This window comes from Nitrosomonas eutropha, from assembly GCF_900116685.1.
GTDB lineage: Bacteria > Pseudomonadota > Gammaproteobacteria > Burkholderiales > Nitrosomonadaceae > Nitrosomonas > Nitrosomonas eutropha_A.
The window spans coordinates 407,107-422,616 of record NZ_FPBL01000002.1 but is presented as its reverse complement, the minus strand read 5'-3'; the positions used below and the strand labels follow the sequence as shown (position 1 = coordinate 422,616).

Genomic DNA, 15,510 nt, shown 5'->3' with positions numbered 1-15,510 from the left:
AGGACTGTTCGGCCAATTGTTCGCTGATAAAGGCTACATCGCCCAGTGGCTCACTGAAGCACTGGATCGGCAAAACCTTCAACTCATCACCCCTCCTGAGAAACAAACCTCATGCTCGTGTTTTTATGTGCCTTCCATTACGGGGGTCACTTGAAAGCCGAGGTCTGCGGCGCGACGCTTGAGCGCGGCGATGCTGCGCTGGCGTTGCTGATCTTCATACTGTTGTTGTCCGCGATCCACGAAGTTTTCACCGTGGGTGATCATGAAGTAGACCATGCGGGCCAGTTTGTGGGCGACGGCGGTGTTGGCCTGTGGCTTATCCATGCGGGCACACAGGCGTCGACACACAGGCGTCGAGACACACAGGCGTCGATAGAACGCGCCCAGCGCGGAACCATTGCGTGACAGGCTCATGGCTGCCATTTTCAGCGCTTGGCGCACGCGATTGGTGGAGCGTCGGGTGCGCGCCGAGAGCACCTTGCCGCCGCTCACCTTGGAACCAGGGCACAACCCGAGCCAGGAACAGAAATGCTTGACGTTGGCAAAACGGCTTAAGTCCGGGCCGCCCTCCGAGAGGATAGTCATCACCGAACTGACGGCCAGGCCGTTGATGCGCGTGAGATCGACGCCGGCCCAGCGGGCCAGCGCGGTACGCAGATCGAAGGCCGGGGTGTGCTTACCAGCCCGCTTGGCCGGTCCCGTCAAATCCACCTCATGGATCCCCAGCGGGGCGAGCAGCGCCTCGACTCTGGCGTCGCACTCCACAATGCGCTGCGCCAGCATATCGTACAGGCACAGCGCTTGCGCCAACACAAACAGATGCTCTTCGCGCCAGTTGCCGGTCAGCGCCCTTTGGATGTCAGCCTCCTTGGCTTTGATGCGGCGGTGACGATGTCGCGCCAGGACGGCCGCGTCACGCTCGCCGGCCACGATGGCGCGAATGATCGCCTACCCGGTCATCCCCATGACATCGGTGAGCACTTCGCTCAGTTGAATGTTCATTTGCACCAGCGCCTTGAGCATGCGCTGCACCCAGGCGGCCTGCTCGGCGAGCAGCACCTCGCGTTGCCGCACAATGGCCCGAATGGCGCACACCTCGGCACCGGGGCGAAATGCCGCGCGCAGCAACCCAAAGCTCATCAGCTTTTGCAGCCACTGGCAATCGAGCACATCGCTCTTGCGCCCGGGCACATACTTCATCTGGTGCGCATCGACCAGCCAGACTTACAGCCCTCGGCTCTCCAATACCTCGTACACCGGAATCCAATAGACCCCGGTCGATTCCGATGCCACGGCGTCCACCCCACAGGCCAGCAGCCAGTTCGCCATCGCATTCAGGTCATCGGTCATCGCGCCAAACTCACGTACCGGATCGTTCGCGGCATGGCGGGGAACCGCCACCCAGTGGCTGGATGCGCCAATATCGATTCCGGCCGCGTTGGGAAACACCTCATCTTCTGTCTTGCGCATCGCCATGGTTTGCTCCACAATCGTTGATGAACGGCGGCACCATGGGAGGCGTCATAGTCGACTCGATCTCCTGAACGGGATACACACTACGGTGTTCACCACTGTCGTCGACGATTCCCGGACCATGCTCTCATGCGGGCTTGTTACAACTTGCACCATTGGTGTGTCGGTCATTTTGGCGCCGCCGCTCTCTTTGTAGCGCAAAACCGTTTCTCCGCCCACGTCGGAGCCCCACGAGGCCTTGGACTGCTCTCAAGAAAAACATGAAGCCTGTGCCCCGTACCGTGTTCGAGAAAATCATTCTACGTCACCGTTTCCTGATTGAGACTGTCTTTGATGAGTTGAAAAATCTTTGCCAGATCGAGCACACCCGACATCGCTCCCTCTTCAATTTTATCGTGAACCTAATGGCTGGTATCGTCGCTTACTGTTTGTCCGATAACAAACCAACCTTGAATCTCACCAGAGTCAATACCTTGGTCAAAGCTTGAGGGCTTATCCCGAACTCAGGTTAGTTTAGTGCCCTGAAAAACTGTCCCGGCAATCAATGAGGTCTGATGTCGGCAGGCTCTGCATTGAAAAACCTTGCGTATACCATCACGTATGACATAGTAAGCAGTACCGTTACAGCGTGGACAGTGAAACCCATCCGACCAGCTGGCAACTTCCAGCGCTTGCTCGCACTGCGCCTCCGTACCAAAGCCTTTGAGAGATTCCAGTATCGACAGTCCAGATCGAAATTGAATTCGATTCATCGCCATGATCGATAACTCCTTGTATCATTTAACAGTCATAACTTTTATGTCGCAACAAACCCATCAGACAAACCTTGCTGACGTTCGTTGCTAATCAGGACTACTGATGACTTTCATAGTGGTATCGTTTGACGGTTGCTTCCTTGAGGGTTCGGTTCATACGCTCAACCCGACCGTTGGTCCAAGGATGATTCGGTTTGGTAAGGCGATGTTCCATATTATTTTACAGACAAACACGATCAAAGATATGTAAGGAGGCGTACCTGTCTGTTTTGCGATTGGTGAACTGGATGCCGTTGTCTGTCAGGGTGATGTGGATTTTATATGGCATGGTGGTGATGAGATTGCGCAGGAGCTGCGCTGCTTCCAGCTTGCTGTACTTGAGCAGCAGCTCGGCGTAAGCAAACTTGCTGGTACGCAGTCGATGAATAGTTAGGTAATAATGAAATCGCTTTGATTGGTGGGATGTATGACGTAGATACGGGGAAGGTTACGTTTTACGATAAATAGAAGTTTTTACTGTACATCATAAAATTCTACGGCCAGACAATGCCCGCAGTTTAGTGCTCTCTTTCAGAAACCAAGCTTGGTCAACAGGTTATCAACCTGTTCTTGATTGGCGTACACATCGTCTTGTTTTAGCGGATTAATGACAGGCCCATTCATTAAGTCGTTCCTTTTTTCAATCGAAGCTTCTTTTTTTGTCGAATTTTCTTCTGCCAGCAATTGCTGCATTTCCTGTTCGATTGTTTCGATCATGTGAGTAATTTTCTGAATGACCTGGCTGGTCAGATCATGAAAATTTTGAGCTACCATGATTTCCGTAAGATAGGCTTGTGTGGAGCTTGTCTGCTCAGGGATGTCGTTCAGAAAATCAAGGGTTTGCTTGAGTGTATTGTTTAGAACAGGATGGTCTGCGATAGCGGTGACTGTTATTTCTGGCATCTGATGCCATAACTTGTGCAAATTGGTAGCATTTGCTGCAAGATTTTCCAGGATGGGCTTGGCGTTTTCGATCGCCAACAGTGAACATTCGGCGGCCTGTGTTGTTTTGTTGACAACATAGGCCAGCCCATCCTTGCTACTGGATACCCCGATACTTGCCTGCTGCAAACGCTGATCATGACCGAGCTCAGACAGGCAGTTGTGCAGCATTTGGGTAAGTTGCCCGAGGTGATCGATAACATTGTTATTAGTATCCAGGCTGCTATTCATCTTTATGGATTGATACCTGTTTGTCAGAAGATAGGCAAAAAAACGGCTCAGGCGTGTACAGCCATATTCTGGAGAATTTTGTTCAATTTTTCATCTAGCGTGGCGGCCGTAAAAGGTTTGACGATATACCCGTTTGCTCCAGCCTGGGCTGCAGCAATAATATTTTCTTTTTTTGCTTCGGCGGTGACCATCAGTACAGGAATGTCTTTCAATGCGCTATCCGCACGGACATTTTGCAACATGGTTAATCCATCCATATTAGGCATATTCCAGTCTGAAACAACGAAATCGAAGTTGCTATCACGTAGTTTTTTCAAGGCCATAGCCCCATCTTCAGCTTCTTCAACGTTATTAAAACCGAGATCCTTGAGCAGGTTGCGAATAATTCTGCGCATTGTCGAGAAATCATCCACTACCAGAAATCTGAGATTTTTATCTGTCATTGCGTTATCTCCTTAAGTAACTTTGCCTTATGCCCGGGTATTTGTAGTTATCTGCTGTAAAAAATTGGAGGATTATTTTCCATTTTTGGAATAGATAATCTGAATTTCACAGGTTAAACATGCACTTATCTGTTTTGTTTGCCAAATTCAGAATCTTGCCCTCCAGTAAACGGTCCGGCAGGAAAATACTTGAGTAAATTTTTAACAGCGCCATTACAGAATTTTTATTATCCATCATGGGGTTAAAACCACTGGTTTTAGCCGGTCAGCTTTAGCTGCGAGAATATGCCACACAGGAGGTGTGGCATGGACTATAGATATGGAAGTCATACGGTTGATTGAATACCATTTTGTATGGGTAACGAAGTATCGATACAAGATTCTGAAAGGAGAGATAGCGGAACGGATACGAGAATTGGTTCGTCAGACGTGCGAAGTATTTGAAATCAGAATTGTGCAAGGCATAGTGAGTAAGGATCATGTGCATATACTGGTGAGTTGTCCGCCGGAGATGGCCCAAGTGAGATCATGAGACGGATAAAAGGACGAACGTCGAGTTATCTGTTTGAAGAATTTCCTCACCTTAAGAAGAAGCACTGGGGCAGGCATTTTGGGGCGCGCGAGTATTTCTGCGCGACGGTAGGCCAGATGACAGAAGAGATGATCAAACAATACCTGAGCATCATTTTGATGCTTAATCCAAACGACAATTTTAGAATAGAACCGGAATAAGACGCGTCGCTTAGTCGATGCGTATCCGGACTTTCAGTCCGTAACTCTAACTACCGGCTAAAGCCAGTGTGAATTGCCCCGGGTTTTGAGGAGGCTCCAATTTTTGAGAGAATAGAGCCATGAATAAGAAAAATAAGCAGAACAAGTTTTCCCTCGAAGTTTGAGAACGCTCTGTTCACCTGGTTCAGGAGCATCGCGGTAAGTATCCATCGCTGTGGGCAGCAGTCGAATCAATTGCACCGAAGATTGGCTGCGTACCCTCCACACTGCTGGAATGGGTCAAGCGTAGCGAGGTCAACGATGGCACACGCGATGGTCTGACGGCCAGTGAACGCGACCGTCTCAAGGTATTGGAACTGAGAACAAAGAACTGCGTCGTGCCAATGAGATATTGAAAACAGCCGGTGCTTTTTTCGCCTAGGCGGAGCTCGACCGCAAACTGAAGTTGTGAGCACGTATATCGACCAGCACCGGGATGTTTACGGGGTCGAGCCAATCTGCAGGAGGGTATTGCAGATTGCCCCCTCGGCGTATCGGCGTTATGCCGCTCGTTAGCAGCACCATGAGTACGGATTTCGTGCTCGATGCGCTGGAACAGGCTCTGTATGATTGCCGCCCCGCCAAAGCCCTGATCCATCACTCCGATCGAGGATCGCAATACGTGTCCATTCGTTAAAACCCATCCGACCAGCGGGCAACTTCCAGCGCTAGCTCGCACTGCGCTTCCGCACCAAAGCCCTTGAGAAATTCCAGCATCGACAGCCCAGATCGAAATTGAATTCGATTCATCACCATGATCAATAACTCCTTGTATCATTAACAGCCATGACTTTTATGTCGCAACAAACTCATCAGATAAACCTTGCTGACGTTCGTTGCTAATCAGGTTATGTTTTTAGCTGCTCTTCCATGTCGGGTATTCTAGTTGCATAATTGTATATACTTGATGCCAAGAATCGAGGTACTGCAAGCCGACGATACTTACCAGGAGCAAATAAAGGGTTTGAGCTTGATGAAATATTTGCTGATAAGACATTCTCACGTGAGTAATAATGAGCGGGATGCACACTTTTACTCTTGATATTCAATAACGGAGTTGATTTATGCTGATCTATGATGCTCACAGCCCTGCGCCACGCTGTCTGCGAATGTTCTTGCTGGAAAAACAATTGCAGTTACCGGCAGTAACAGTTGATGTCATGACCGGAGAAAATCGTCAGTCAGCGTATCTGGCTGTTAATCCGACGGGACAGACTCCGGCTTTGCGTTTGGATGACGGCAGTATGCTTACGGAGGCTGTTGCTATTGCAGAATACTTTGAAGAGCGCTACCCCTTACCCAGTTTGGTCGGAAGTACACCCGAGCAGCGTGCACAAACCCGTCAATGGTGGCGGCGTGTAGAGCTTAATGTTACCGAATTCATACACAATGCCTACCATTATGCTGAAGGATTGGCTCGGTTTGAATCGCGCATTCCAGTTGTGCCTGAAGCAGCTGATGGGATGAAGCACGTGGCGCAGGATCGTTTGCACTGGTTGGATGGTATGTTCGGAACTGGTCCATATCTGTGTGGTGAACGCTTTACTGTGGCTGATATCTGGCTGTATGTGTGGCTGGACTTTGGTCAGTCGGTCAACCAGTCGTTTGATCGCAACCTGCCGAATATAAGCCCGTGGTTCGAGCGTATCGCGGCGCGACCCAGTGCTGAACTTAGTAAGGCGTTATTGAAGACATAGAGCAACATATATTTCTATATGCTGTATTTTTTAGATTTAGGGAATACAAGTATGGAGAAAAATGAAACCTGATCTGAATTGGTAGTTGGTCAGGGTGCAAGCAAAATGTCGCTGTGTGTTGTCACTGCAGAACTAATTAAAGTTCCGGCCTGTGTTGCATTTGATTTATTTTGTAATGCGATACAAACCGGACTGGGTTACTCACTGTTTCTCCCGGAGCAGTGAGTAAAAGTGTGTAGTAATGTGTGTTTGTTTTTTTATTAAGGAGACGAGTGGTATGGATAAGAAAAGAATGGTGTCAATGCTGGCATTGGTAGGTGCTTGTGCAGGTTTGTCCGCTTGTGCGACGACGGGTGATGTTGATGCGCTCAGATCTCGTGTGGATGCACTGGAATCTAATGTATCTGCAGTACAGTCAGATGCGGCGGCTGCTAGAGCAACTGCTAATGATGCAGTGAATATTGCCAATCAAGCAATGGATAAGGCTAACGAAGCCAATGCACGCTCGATTGATACCGAGACAAAAATTGATCGCATGTTTAAACGTGCAATGCACAAATAAAGTAATTGTTTTGTAATTACCTCGGGCTTTCCCTGTTCATTTGTGATATTGGCTCTTGCGCTTATTCATGTGAAACAAAGTAAGGCCCGGGGTAGTTCCGGTGCTTGTTTCGGTTAGCAGATTCTTGAAAATCTTGCAGTATTGCTGACTCCTGTAAGAATTCAGGAGCACTTAAAGGCCAGGAAATGAATGGGCAAGAACAATACGAGATGCACAAAGACTATATCCAATCAAATGGACTGGATAGGGTTATAGATTTTCAGGAAAATATTGACCATAAAGATAGCGTATTTGATGCTGTCTCTGGAAAAATAAAAATTCCATTTCCACCAAAGGCTGATGATCTGGTTCGCTTACACAAGTTAATCAGGCATAGAAGACCCTTCACAATCATTGAATTCGGGCTCGGGTATTCGACTGTGATCATGGCGGATGCTTCCAGTGAATGGATTCAAAATGTAAAAGGCAGATTTCCAGCACATTTACTCTCACGTGTGCATTTTCAGCATAGCAATGTTGAAATAGGCACATTTAATGGCCAGCTTTGTCATTATTACAAGCATCTGCCTGACGTTATCGCTGAATTTTGATGGACCATCTCCCAAAGATGTACAAGGAAGTATTAATGGCTTGAGCTTTAATTGCGACGAACGAACAGTGATGTCTGGTGACCTGCATGTTAATGGAATCAACTTTTCTTCCTGGTACATTGATTCTTGTTGATGGGAGAATCAATAACGCACGGTTTCTCCAGAGAAATTTTACAAGAAACGATGATGTGAAGTATGACAAAGAGGGCGATATCACTACGTTTGAATTATTGGAAGAGAGGCTTGGCAGATACAACTTATTAGGATCAGATTATTTTTAATAACCTGCCAGATCCGATATTGACCTGATGCTCCTATTTTTCAACCTGTCGCAGCTTGTCCCAGCAACGTGCAAAAGATTCAAAAATAACTGGATTACTGGAAATAGCGGCGATTTCATGATTTAGCCAGAACGAGGGCCTGGTCCAGTTAAAGCTCCCGAAGATTGACCAGGCATGATTACTATCCTCAACCAGTACGAATTTGAGATGCATGGGTAGGAATTCAGAATGCTGGATGCGTTTAAAGCGGATTCCAGCGCTGGCTAGTTGCCGCTCCACCTGTGGAGTGACGCGCCTGAGCGTCGATTCTGCCAGTATTTCCAGGTCAACACCTTGTCTTGCCAACCGGGCCATAATATCAACCGTGCGCCCCATCCTAATATGCGAAGCCGCAATCCGGACACGTGCGCCGCTGCCAACATTATGCAGGAATCGTACGATAGGGTGAGCATCGGTCCGAGGCCAGAAATAAATATCGGTGTCTGCACCGTGGATGTTGCTACTTGCCTTCGTGGTAAAACGATAGGAAAGCCCTGGTGGTGACTGGTGTAATCGTCTTGCATGTTCTGCCAGTTTCTCGACCAGTATCGGATCCTTAAGTCCAACTAAAACGTTATGGCCACGATTTTGGTCGCCAATTTCCCGGATGATGTCCGGATCATCTTCCGGATCATTTCCCGATGGATTAAACGAGCCGATAAAGGCAACTGGTTCGGGGTGTGAGAAGCAGTAGAGTTTTTCATGCAGCTGTGGTTTCCAGGATTTCGTTGCAGGTGATGGCAAGCCGGGAATGGTAATAATGCGCAGTGCATTACCTAGCCCATCTGGCCCTGAGAGCAGGGCAATTACTTCGTCATTAGCATAAGGAATACGTGGCCTGCCTTCCAGGCTCAGCGTGACGCGAACACCGCGTTGATACGCCTGAACGAGTGCATTCGCCAGGCGGAGATCACGGAAATAATACGTTACCCAGTCAATGGTTCCACCAGGTGGAACCGCAGCAATCCGTGCTTCTAGTAGGTTGCGTAGCTGACCAGGAGGCTGACTTGGATCGCCAAAATGTACTTCAGGAGAAGAAATTGTTCTGGCTTGTGGTGCCGGAACTTTGTTTAATAAAGTCCACATAATGCCTTGATCTGTCCCCATACTGAGCGGGATTCCTCTTGTTTACTTGTTTCGTCAGCTTCTTCTATTTTCACCCACCTGGCCTGTTCTTCCAGCAGAGCTACATAACGTGGCAAAACATCAGCGCCGCCGACATGCAACATTTCATTGATGAAGCGTCGGCGATGTTCCTCTACATAAAAGTTATCGCAACCGGTAGTTAAGAATCTGTCAATCAGCTTGTATACATCGTCGCGGCATTTTAGTTCTGTTTCTGGCATGAAATGCGCAAGTGCAGATCGGCCAGCGTGCAGATAATCGGCAGCCAGTACAGGCTTTTTGGCTTTGACCGCTTCAAATACCACCGAAGTGGCTAGGTCAATAATGACATCTGCCCAATTCATCAGGGAGATTGAATGCATACTGTCTTCCGCCACGCTCACATTCGGAAGGTGGCGCAGGGAGGCGTTGTCAGTTAATGGTTGCCGCCAACCACCACGCGTATGTGGTTTGATTACCAGCTCCACGCCGGGGAATGCGGCAATCATGTCTACAATTATGCGAACTTCTTCCCAGAAGGTGGTGAATTCACGTTTTCTTAAGAACATGACGATTCTGAGCCGTGTGTCCGGGTTAGTGTTCAGCCGAGGGGGCGGTGACAGCGTGGCCAGTTTATTCAGCCATTCATCACAATAGCGCGGCGAGCCCAGCACGGCGATCGCCTGATTGCTCAGAAATGGCCGAAAGCGGATCGCACATAACTCGTTTGGTACCACGAGTTTGTCAAATATTTTTGCATCTGCGTATAGGGTATTCGGTTTTATAGCCCGTTCATGATGACGTATCAGCTGGTTGGCATGCGGGCTATCACCATGCGGTAGCGATACTGCGCCCAGTTTTCTTTCTTTTGCCATCGTAACAATGGTCTCGATCCATTCGATCGGGACGGGTGAGACGCTGGTGACCCAATCGAACGCAATGACACCCTCATCGGTATCAGCAAAAGTACGTTTCAATAACCGTTCGGCCGTACTGCGCCAGATTGGCTCACGCTTTCGGGCATCATATTTTCTGGCCAGCATTTCTGCAAGTTTTCCAACCAGAAAAATACGCTTCACGCCTCTGATCAGCAGGAATGTCTGCAGACGCCACTGCAAAAATTCCAATGAGGGTAGTAGTTCCCGGATATGCGCAATACGAACACGGTCGAGGCTGCCCAAATATTTAATGCGGTAATCATTTAGGAATTTTGCATGCCCCAGCAGAACCACATCTGCGTAGTGGCCTGATTCAGACCATTTTGCAACAACCGGAGTAATGTGATCGATGTCGTTATAGTGGCGAAGAAAGAATAGAGCTTTCATAGTGAAATTATTATTGATGTCAGTTCAGGCTGGCCGATTTTTTTGGGGGGCGGAAGCAGTAATATTTCGTCATTTACAATCAGAATGGGAATTGAATGTTCAATACTGTTTTGCGGCTTCCGTATCAGTCGAACAGTGTAGAACGTACGATAATGCTGTAATTTCAACCAACCTTGGGGTGAAAGTGTAGAGATTTTTCAGGAACTGTTAATTTTGCCAGTTTGGTACCGGGTTGCCAACTATCATAATCGCACAACCCGGAAGCACGGGATGAGCTTTATCCAGCCCGTCATTAAATGTGACGATAATCCAGTGTAAAGCAGTTATATGGAATATGTATGTCGCCTGCGGTTAATGACGATTGGTTTTATCTTGATACTTTCTTGACACACCGTTCCCCAATTTTTATCACAATCTGAACCCTCTAACCGTATATTCCTTTTTGTATTTGAAGGGGAAGCACGTGATTTCCCAACTTCCTGTTGAAACAATCGCCCAGAAGGAGGATGCAATGGATTCGCTGACTTTTACCTATTTCCTGGCTGCTGTCGGTGCGCTGGGTTTGTTTGTTTACCTCGGTTATGCCTTGTTGCGGCCCGAGAAATTCTGAAAGGAGCATTGGTATGCAAGATCTGATTTTTGTTGGCCTCATGGCCATTTTTTTTGCCATCACAGCATGGCTGGTGCTGGCGCTGCGGCGTTTGTGAGGAGTTGTTATGGAATTGAACCTGCTTGATTTTGCCGCCGTACTCGCAACGATGACCAGCCTGGCTGTCATCATGGGGAGGTGGCTGGCGCGTGCGTTTGAGAGCAAAAATCACTGGCTGGTGGAGCGCCTGAGTTATCGTGCACTGGGCGTTGATCCGGGTGAGCGCATGGGCTGGGCGCGCTATGGATTGGCGCTGCTACTGTCAAACGCGGCGATGATGGCGCTGGGTTACGCGCTGTTGCGCCTGCAGAGCGTGCTGCCGCTCAACGACCTGGGCAACCCGGCGCAGTCGCCCGACCTGGCGTTCAACACCGCAGCCTCATTCATTACCAACACCAACTGGCAGTCATACGCGGGGGAATCCAGTCTGTCCAACGCCACGCAAATGGTGGCGATTACATATCTTATGTTTTGCGGCGCGACGGCCGGCGTGGCGGTGGCGGGTGCCTTTATCCGCGGGCTGGCGCGTACCAGCAGTCAGGATATTGGAAACTACTGGGTCGATTTCATGCGTGTGCTGTGGCGCGTGATGCTGCCGCTGTGCTTCGTGATGGCACTCGTCTATGTGTGGCAGGGCATGCCGCAAACACTGAGCAGTTGGACCATTGCCACCACGCTGGAAGGGGTGCGTCAGCAACTTATTCTGGGGCCGGTGGCCAGCTTCGAGACGATCAAACACATTGGCACCAACGGCGGCGGCTTCTTCAGTATGAACGCGGCACACCCGTTTGAAAACCCGACCCCGCTGACCAACACCCTGCATATCCTGTCGATGCTGCTGATTCCTTCGGCACTGACCGTGACATTCGGTCTGCTGCTAAGCAAAAAACGTCAGGGTTGGGTGTTCTTCGGTGCCTTTCTCGTCATGTTTACCGGTTTCCTGGCGCTGGTGTATGGTGCTGAGCAAGCGGGCAACCCGCTGCTTACACGCGCTGGTGCCGATCAGGTGATCAGCAGTACACAACCGGGCGGTAACATGGAAGGCAAGGAGATGCGCTTCGGCATTGCCGACACGGCACTGTTCGTCACCACCACCACCGGCGCCACCACCGGATCAGTCAATGCCATGCATGATTCGCTCACGCCGCTCGGTGGTCTGGTGCCGCTGGCGCAGATGATGCTCAACTGCGTATTCGGCGGTGATGGTGTGGGCTTCATCAACCTGATCCAGTACGCCATCCTCACCGTGTTCCTGGCCGGCATGATGATCGGCCGCACGCCGGAGTTTTTGGGTAAGAAGATCGAGGCGCGCGAGATCAAGCTGGTGATGCTGTCGGTGCTGGTGCATCCGGCCTCCATCCTAGGCTTCACCGCGCTGGCCAGCCTGTGGCCGGATACTGGTGCCAGCCTGGCCAATCATGGTCCACATGGCTTCTCCGAAGTGCTGTACGCCTACACCTCGGGCACGGCCAACAACGGCTCGGCGTTTGCCGGTTTCAATACAAGTACCCCGTTTTTCAACACCACCATCGGGCTGGCGATGCTCATCGGCCGCTTTCTCACCATGCTGCCGATGCTGGCGGTGGCCGGTTCGCTGGCAGCCAAGAAAACCGTTGCTGCCGGTCCCGGCACTTTTCCCACTGCCACGCCACTGTTCATGGGATTGCTAGTGTTCGTGGTGCTGGTCGTGGGGGGGCTGACTTTCCTGCCAGCGCTGGCGTTGGGGCCGCTGGTGGAGCAGTTACAAATGCTCGCTGGCCATTTGTATTCATGAAATGAGGTGTGTAATGAATGACCTGAATCTTTCCAATTCTGTACGAGAGTCTGTGATCTCGCCACTTAACGGGCTATTCTGGCCTTGTGTACGCAGTGCAATATTCGTCGTGGTCGTCACCGGCGTAATCTACCCGCTGCTGACCACGGGTGTGGCGCAACGTGTACTGCCGCAGCAAGCCAATGGCAGCCTGATCGAGAAGAATGGCGTAACCGTTGGCTCAGCCGTCATTGGCCAGTTTTTTACCGATATGCGTTATTTCCACCCTCGTCCCAGCACCACCATGGGGCCTGATCCGCATGATGCCGGCAAGATGATTGCTGTACCTTATAACGCGGGCGTTTCTGCGGGCAGCAACCAGGGACCGACCAACCAGGCGCTGATCGATACCGTGGCACAGCGTGTGATTGACTACCGTAAAATCAATGATCTCCCGGCTAATGCACTCGTGCCGGTGGATGCGGTCACCGCCTCGGGTTCGGGGCTGGATCCGCACATTTCGGTTGCCAATGCGCAGGCACAGGCCGCGCGCGTGGCTGAAGCACGCGGGCTGACATTTTCGCAAGTACAACAACTGCTGACGCAGCATATCGAAGGGCGAGTGCTGGGTCTGCTGGGTGAGCCGCGCGTCAATGTGCTGATACTCAATATCGCGCTGGATAGTTTGCCTGTTTCTGCAGATGCAGCACAGATTATTGATAAATGACTTACATTCGGAGAACGATCGTGTCTAGCAGAAAAACCCTGACTTTGTTTGATCGCACACTGATGCGCGAAGCATTGCGGGATGCCGTGCGCAAGCTTGCTCCCCGGGTCCAGTGGCGTAATCCGGTCATGTTCGTGGTGTATCTGGGTTCCATTTTAACCACAGTCCTGTTTTTCCAGGCATTGAGTGGCCGGGGCGAGGAACCGGCGGGTTTTATTTTGGCAATTTCCTTGTGGTTGTGGTTTACCGTATTGTTTGCCAATTTTGCCGAAGCACTTGCCGAAGGGCGCAGTAAAGCCCAGGCCGCCAGCTTGCGCGGATTGAAGAAAAAAACCTGGGCCAGGAAACTGGCGGGTGGCACCTACGACCCCCAGTACGAGCGTACCGAATTTACCTGGATGTCTATTGAGGCCGATAGCCTGCGCAAGGGCGATATTGTGCTGATCGAGGCAGGCGACGTGATCCCTGCCGACGGTGAGGTAATTGATGGTGTTGCTTCGGTGGACGAGTCGGCCATTACCGGTGAATCGGCGCCGGTGATCCGTGAATCGGGCGGTGACTTCTCGGCCGTCACTGGCGGTACACGCGTACTGTCGGACTGGATCGTGGTACGTGTGGTGGTGAATCCGGGTGAAACCTTTGTTGATCGCATGATCGCCATGGTCGAGAATGCTTCCCGCAGAAAAACGCCCAACGAGATCGCGCTGACCATTCTGCTGGTCGGCCTGACGCTGATATTCCTGTTGGTCATCGTCACACTATGGTCTTATTCGGCTTTCGCAGTGGCGCAATCAGGCAGCGGTACCATCATTAGCGTCACGGTGCTGGTGGCGCTGCTGGTATGTCTGATTCCGACCACTATCGGCGGGTTGTTGTCCGCTATCGGTGTGGCGGGTATGAGCCGCATGATGCAGGTTAACGTGATTGCCACCTCGGGCCGTGCCGTGGAGGCTGCGGGTGATGTCGATGTGCTGCTGCTCGACAAGACCGGTACTATCACCCTTGGTAATCGTCAGGCCAGTGCCTTTCTCCCCGTTGCCGGTATCAGTGAAGAACAATTGGCCGATGCTGTGCAGCTGGCTTCGCTGGCTGATGAAACTCCCGAAGGGCGCAGCATTGTGGTGCTGGCCAAGAAAAAATTTAACCTGCGCGGGCGTGACGTGAAAAAACTGGGTGCACAGTTCGTTCATTTCACGGCACAGACGCGGATGAGTGGCGTGAACCTGGACGATGGTCGATCTATCCGCAAGGGTGCCGCCGACGCCGTCCGCAAGCACGTGGAAGCGCTGGGTGGCCATTTTCCGCCCGAGCTGCAGCAGGCGGTGGACGAGGTGTCGCGCCGCGGCTCGACACCGCTGGTGGTGGCTGATGGCGCCCACGCGCTGGGCGTGGTTGAACTGAAGGATATCGTCAAGGGCGGCATCCACGAGCGTTTTGCCGAGTTGCGCCGCATGGGCATCAAGACGGTGATGATTACTGGCGACAACCGTATCACGGCTGCTGCCATTGCTGCTGAAGCCGGCGTTGATGATTTCCTCGCTGAAGCGACGCCCGAGGCCAAGCTGGCGCTGATCCGAGAATACCAGGCCAAGGGGCAGCTGGTGGCGATGACCGGTGACGGTACTAACGATGCGCCCGCCCTGGCTCAGGCTGACGTGGCTGTAGCCATGAACACTGGTACTCAGGCTGCCAAGGAAGCAGGCAATATGGTCGATCTGGACAGTAATCCGACCAAACTGATTGAGATCGTCGAGACCGGCAAGCAGATGCTGATGACACGTGGTTCGCTCACCACCTTCAGTATTGCCAATGATCTGGCGAAATACTTCGCTATTATTCCCGCTGCTTTTGTCAGTACCTATCCACAACTGAGTGCCTTCAATGTGATGCAGTTAGCCAGCCCTGCCTCAGCCATCCTGTCGGCGGTTATTTTCAATGCGCTGGTTATTGTATTCCTGATCCCGCTGGCATTAAAGGGTGTCAAATACCGTGCTGCACCTGCTGCTGTACTGTTGCGACATAATCTGTTCATCTATGGTCTGGGCGGGATCATTGTGCCTTTCATTGGCATCAAGGGAATTGATGTGCTGATTGCTGCGCTGGGCCTGGTATAAAAAGAAGGGCAATCG

At 51.1% G+C, this 15,510-nt stretch carries 11 protein-coding genes, 8 pseudogenes and 1 other annotated feature; of the genes and pseudogenes, 11 read left to right on the top strand and 8 right to left on the bottom strand.

Annotated elements, in window-relative coordinates; all coding sequences use genetic code 11:
• A pseudogene (locus BM331_RS11595) lies at positions 1-103 on the top strand (transposase); the annotation flags it as partial.
• A 20-nt stretch (positions 104-123) separates the two neighbouring features.
• Here the strand turns inward: BM331_RS11595 and BM331_RS04530 are convergent.
• A pseudogene (locus BM331_RS04530) lies at positions 124-1,476 on the bottom strand (IS110 family transposase).
• A 239-nt stretch (positions 1,477-1,715) separates the two neighbouring features.
• Between BM331_RS04530 and BM331_RS04525 the strand changes: the two are divergent.
• A pseudogene (locus BM331_RS04525) lies at positions 1,716-1,961 on the top strand (transposase); the annotation flags it as partial.
• Between the two features lie 21 nt (positions 1,962-1,982).
• On the opposite strand, the pseudogene BM331_RS04520 reads toward BM331_RS04525, so the two are convergent.
• From BM331_RS04520 to cheY, 4 genes and pseudogenes are all read right to left on the bottom strand, one after another.
• Positions 1,983-2,231 (bottom strand): annotated as a pseudogene (locus BM331_RS04520) (transposase); the annotation flags it as partial.
• A 100-nt stretch (positions 2,232-2,331) separates the two neighbouring features.
• A pseudogene (locus tag BM331_RS04515) lies at positions 2,332-2,646 on the bottom strand (integrase core domain-containing protein); the annotation flags it as partial.
• A 152-nt stretch (positions 2,647-2,798) separates the two neighbouring features.
• Positions 2,799-3,440: a protein phosphatase CheZ gene (locus BM331_RS04510; protein WP_074927426.1), complete on the bottom strand. Its 642-nt coding sequence runs from the start codon at positions 3,438-3,440 to the stop codon at positions 2,799-2,801.
• Positions 3,441-3,487: 47 nt separating this feature from the next.
• Complete coding sequence (cheY, locus tag BM331_RS04505; protein WP_074927424.1) at positions 3,488-3,883, bottom strand: chemotaxis response regulator CheY; 396 nt, start codon at positions 3,881-3,883, stop codon at positions 3,488-3,490.
• A gap of 306 nt (positions 3,884-4,189) precedes the next feature.
• Here cheY and tnpA point away from each other — a divergent pair.
• Both tnpA and BM331_RS11415 read left to right on the top strand, forming a co-directional pair.
• Positions 4,190-4,615: pseudogene (gene tnpA / locus BM331_RS04500) on the top strand (IS200/IS605 family transposase).
• 179 nt (positions 4,616-4,794) lie between these two features.
• A pseudogene (locus tag BM331_RS11415) lies at positions 4,795-5,167 on the top strand (transposase); the annotation flags it as partial.
• Positions 5,021-5,140, top strand: a sequence feature (AL1L pseudoknot). Its footprint overlaps the pseudogene before it by 120 nt.
• A gap of 123 nt (positions 5,168-5,290) precedes the next feature.
• On the opposite strand, the pseudogene BM331_RS12165 reads toward BM331_RS11415, so the two are convergent.
• Positions 5,291-5,410: pseudogene (locus BM331_RS12165) on the bottom strand (IS1595 family transposase); the annotation flags it as partial.
• A gap of 308 nt (positions 5,411-5,718) precedes the next feature.
• On the opposite strand from BM331_RS12165, the gene BM331_RS04490 reads away from it, so the two are divergent.
• The 3 genes from BM331_RS04490 to BM331_RS04480 all read left to right on the top strand — a co-directional run bounded on the left by BM331_RS04490 (position 5,719) and on the right by BM331_RS04480 (position 7,503).
• Positions 5,719-6,351 carry a glutathione S-transferase family protein gene (locus BM331_RS04490; protein WP_074927423.1) on the top strand — a complete coding sequence of 211 codons (633 nt, stop codon included), beginning with the start codon at positions 5,719-5,721 and terminating at the stop codon, positions 6,349-6,351.
• Between the two features lie 277 nt (positions 6,352-6,628).
• The gene (locus BM331_RS04485; protein WP_074709668.1) at positions 6,629-6,913 is read left to right on the top strand and encodes an Lpp/OprI family alanine-zipper lipoprotein; all 285 of its coding nucleotides are present in this window, start codon (positions 6,629-6,631) and stop codon (positions 6,911-6,913) included.
• Between the two features lie 185 nt (positions 6,914-7,098).
• On the top strand, positions 7,099-7,503 hold the full coding sequence (locus tag BM331_RS04480) for a hypothetical protein (RefSeq protein ID WP_074927421.1): 405 nt from the start codon (positions 7,099-7,101) through the stop codon (positions 7,501-7,503).
• A gap of 314 nt (positions 7,504-7,817) precedes the next feature.
• On the opposite strand, the gene BM331_RS04470 is transcribed toward BM331_RS04480, so the two are convergent.
• Positions 7,818-8,909 carry a phospholipase D-like domain-containing protein gene (locus BM331_RS04470; protein WP_074927417.1) on the bottom strand — a complete coding sequence of 364 codons (1,092 nt, stop codon included), beginning with the start codon at positions 8,907-8,909 and terminating at the stop codon, positions 7,818-7,820.
• Positions 8,894-10,252 (bottom strand): hypothetical protein, encoded by a 1,359-nt coding sequence (locus tag BM331_RS04465; protein WP_074927415.1) that lies wholly within the window; start codon positions 10,250-10,252, stop codon positions 8,894-8,896. The genes BM331_RS04470 and BM331_RS04465 overlap by 16 nt, the downstream gene beginning before the upstream one ends.
• A 463-nt stretch (positions 10,253-10,715) precedes the next feature.
• Between BM331_RS04465 and kdpF the strand changes: the two genes are divergently transcribed.
• From kdpF to kdpB, 4 genes are all read left to right on the top strand, one after another.
• Positions 10,716-10,862, top strand: coding sequence for a K(+)-transporting ATPase subunit F (kdpF, locus tag BM331_RS04460; RefSeq protein WP_074927414.1), 147 nt, complete (start codon positions 10,716-10,718; stop codon positions 10,860-10,862).
• Positions 10,863-10,968: 106 nt separating this feature from the next.
• A complete protein-coding gene (kdpA, locus tag BM331_RS04455) occupies positions 10,969-12,675 on the top strand; it encodes a potassium-transporting ATPase subunit KdpA (RefSeq protein WP_074927412.1) in 1,707 nt (568 codons plus the stop codon).
• A gap of 13 nt (positions 12,676-12,688) precedes the next feature.
• The gene (kdpC, locus tag BM331_RS04450) at positions 12,689-13,381 is read left to right on the top strand and encodes a K(+)-transporting ATPase subunit C (protein WP_074927411.1); all 693 of its coding nucleotides are present in this window, start codon (positions 12,689-12,691) and stop codon (positions 13,379-13,381) included.
• On the top strand, positions 13,378-15,495 hold the full coding sequence (gene kdpB, locus BM331_RS04445; RefSeq protein WP_177217832.1) for a potassium-transporting ATPase subunit KdpB: 2,118 nt from the start codon (positions 13,378-13,380) through the stop codon (positions 15,493-15,495). The genes kdpC and kdpB overlap by 4 nt, the downstream gene beginning before the upstream one ends.
• Positions 15,496-15,510 lie beyond the last annotated feature (15 nt).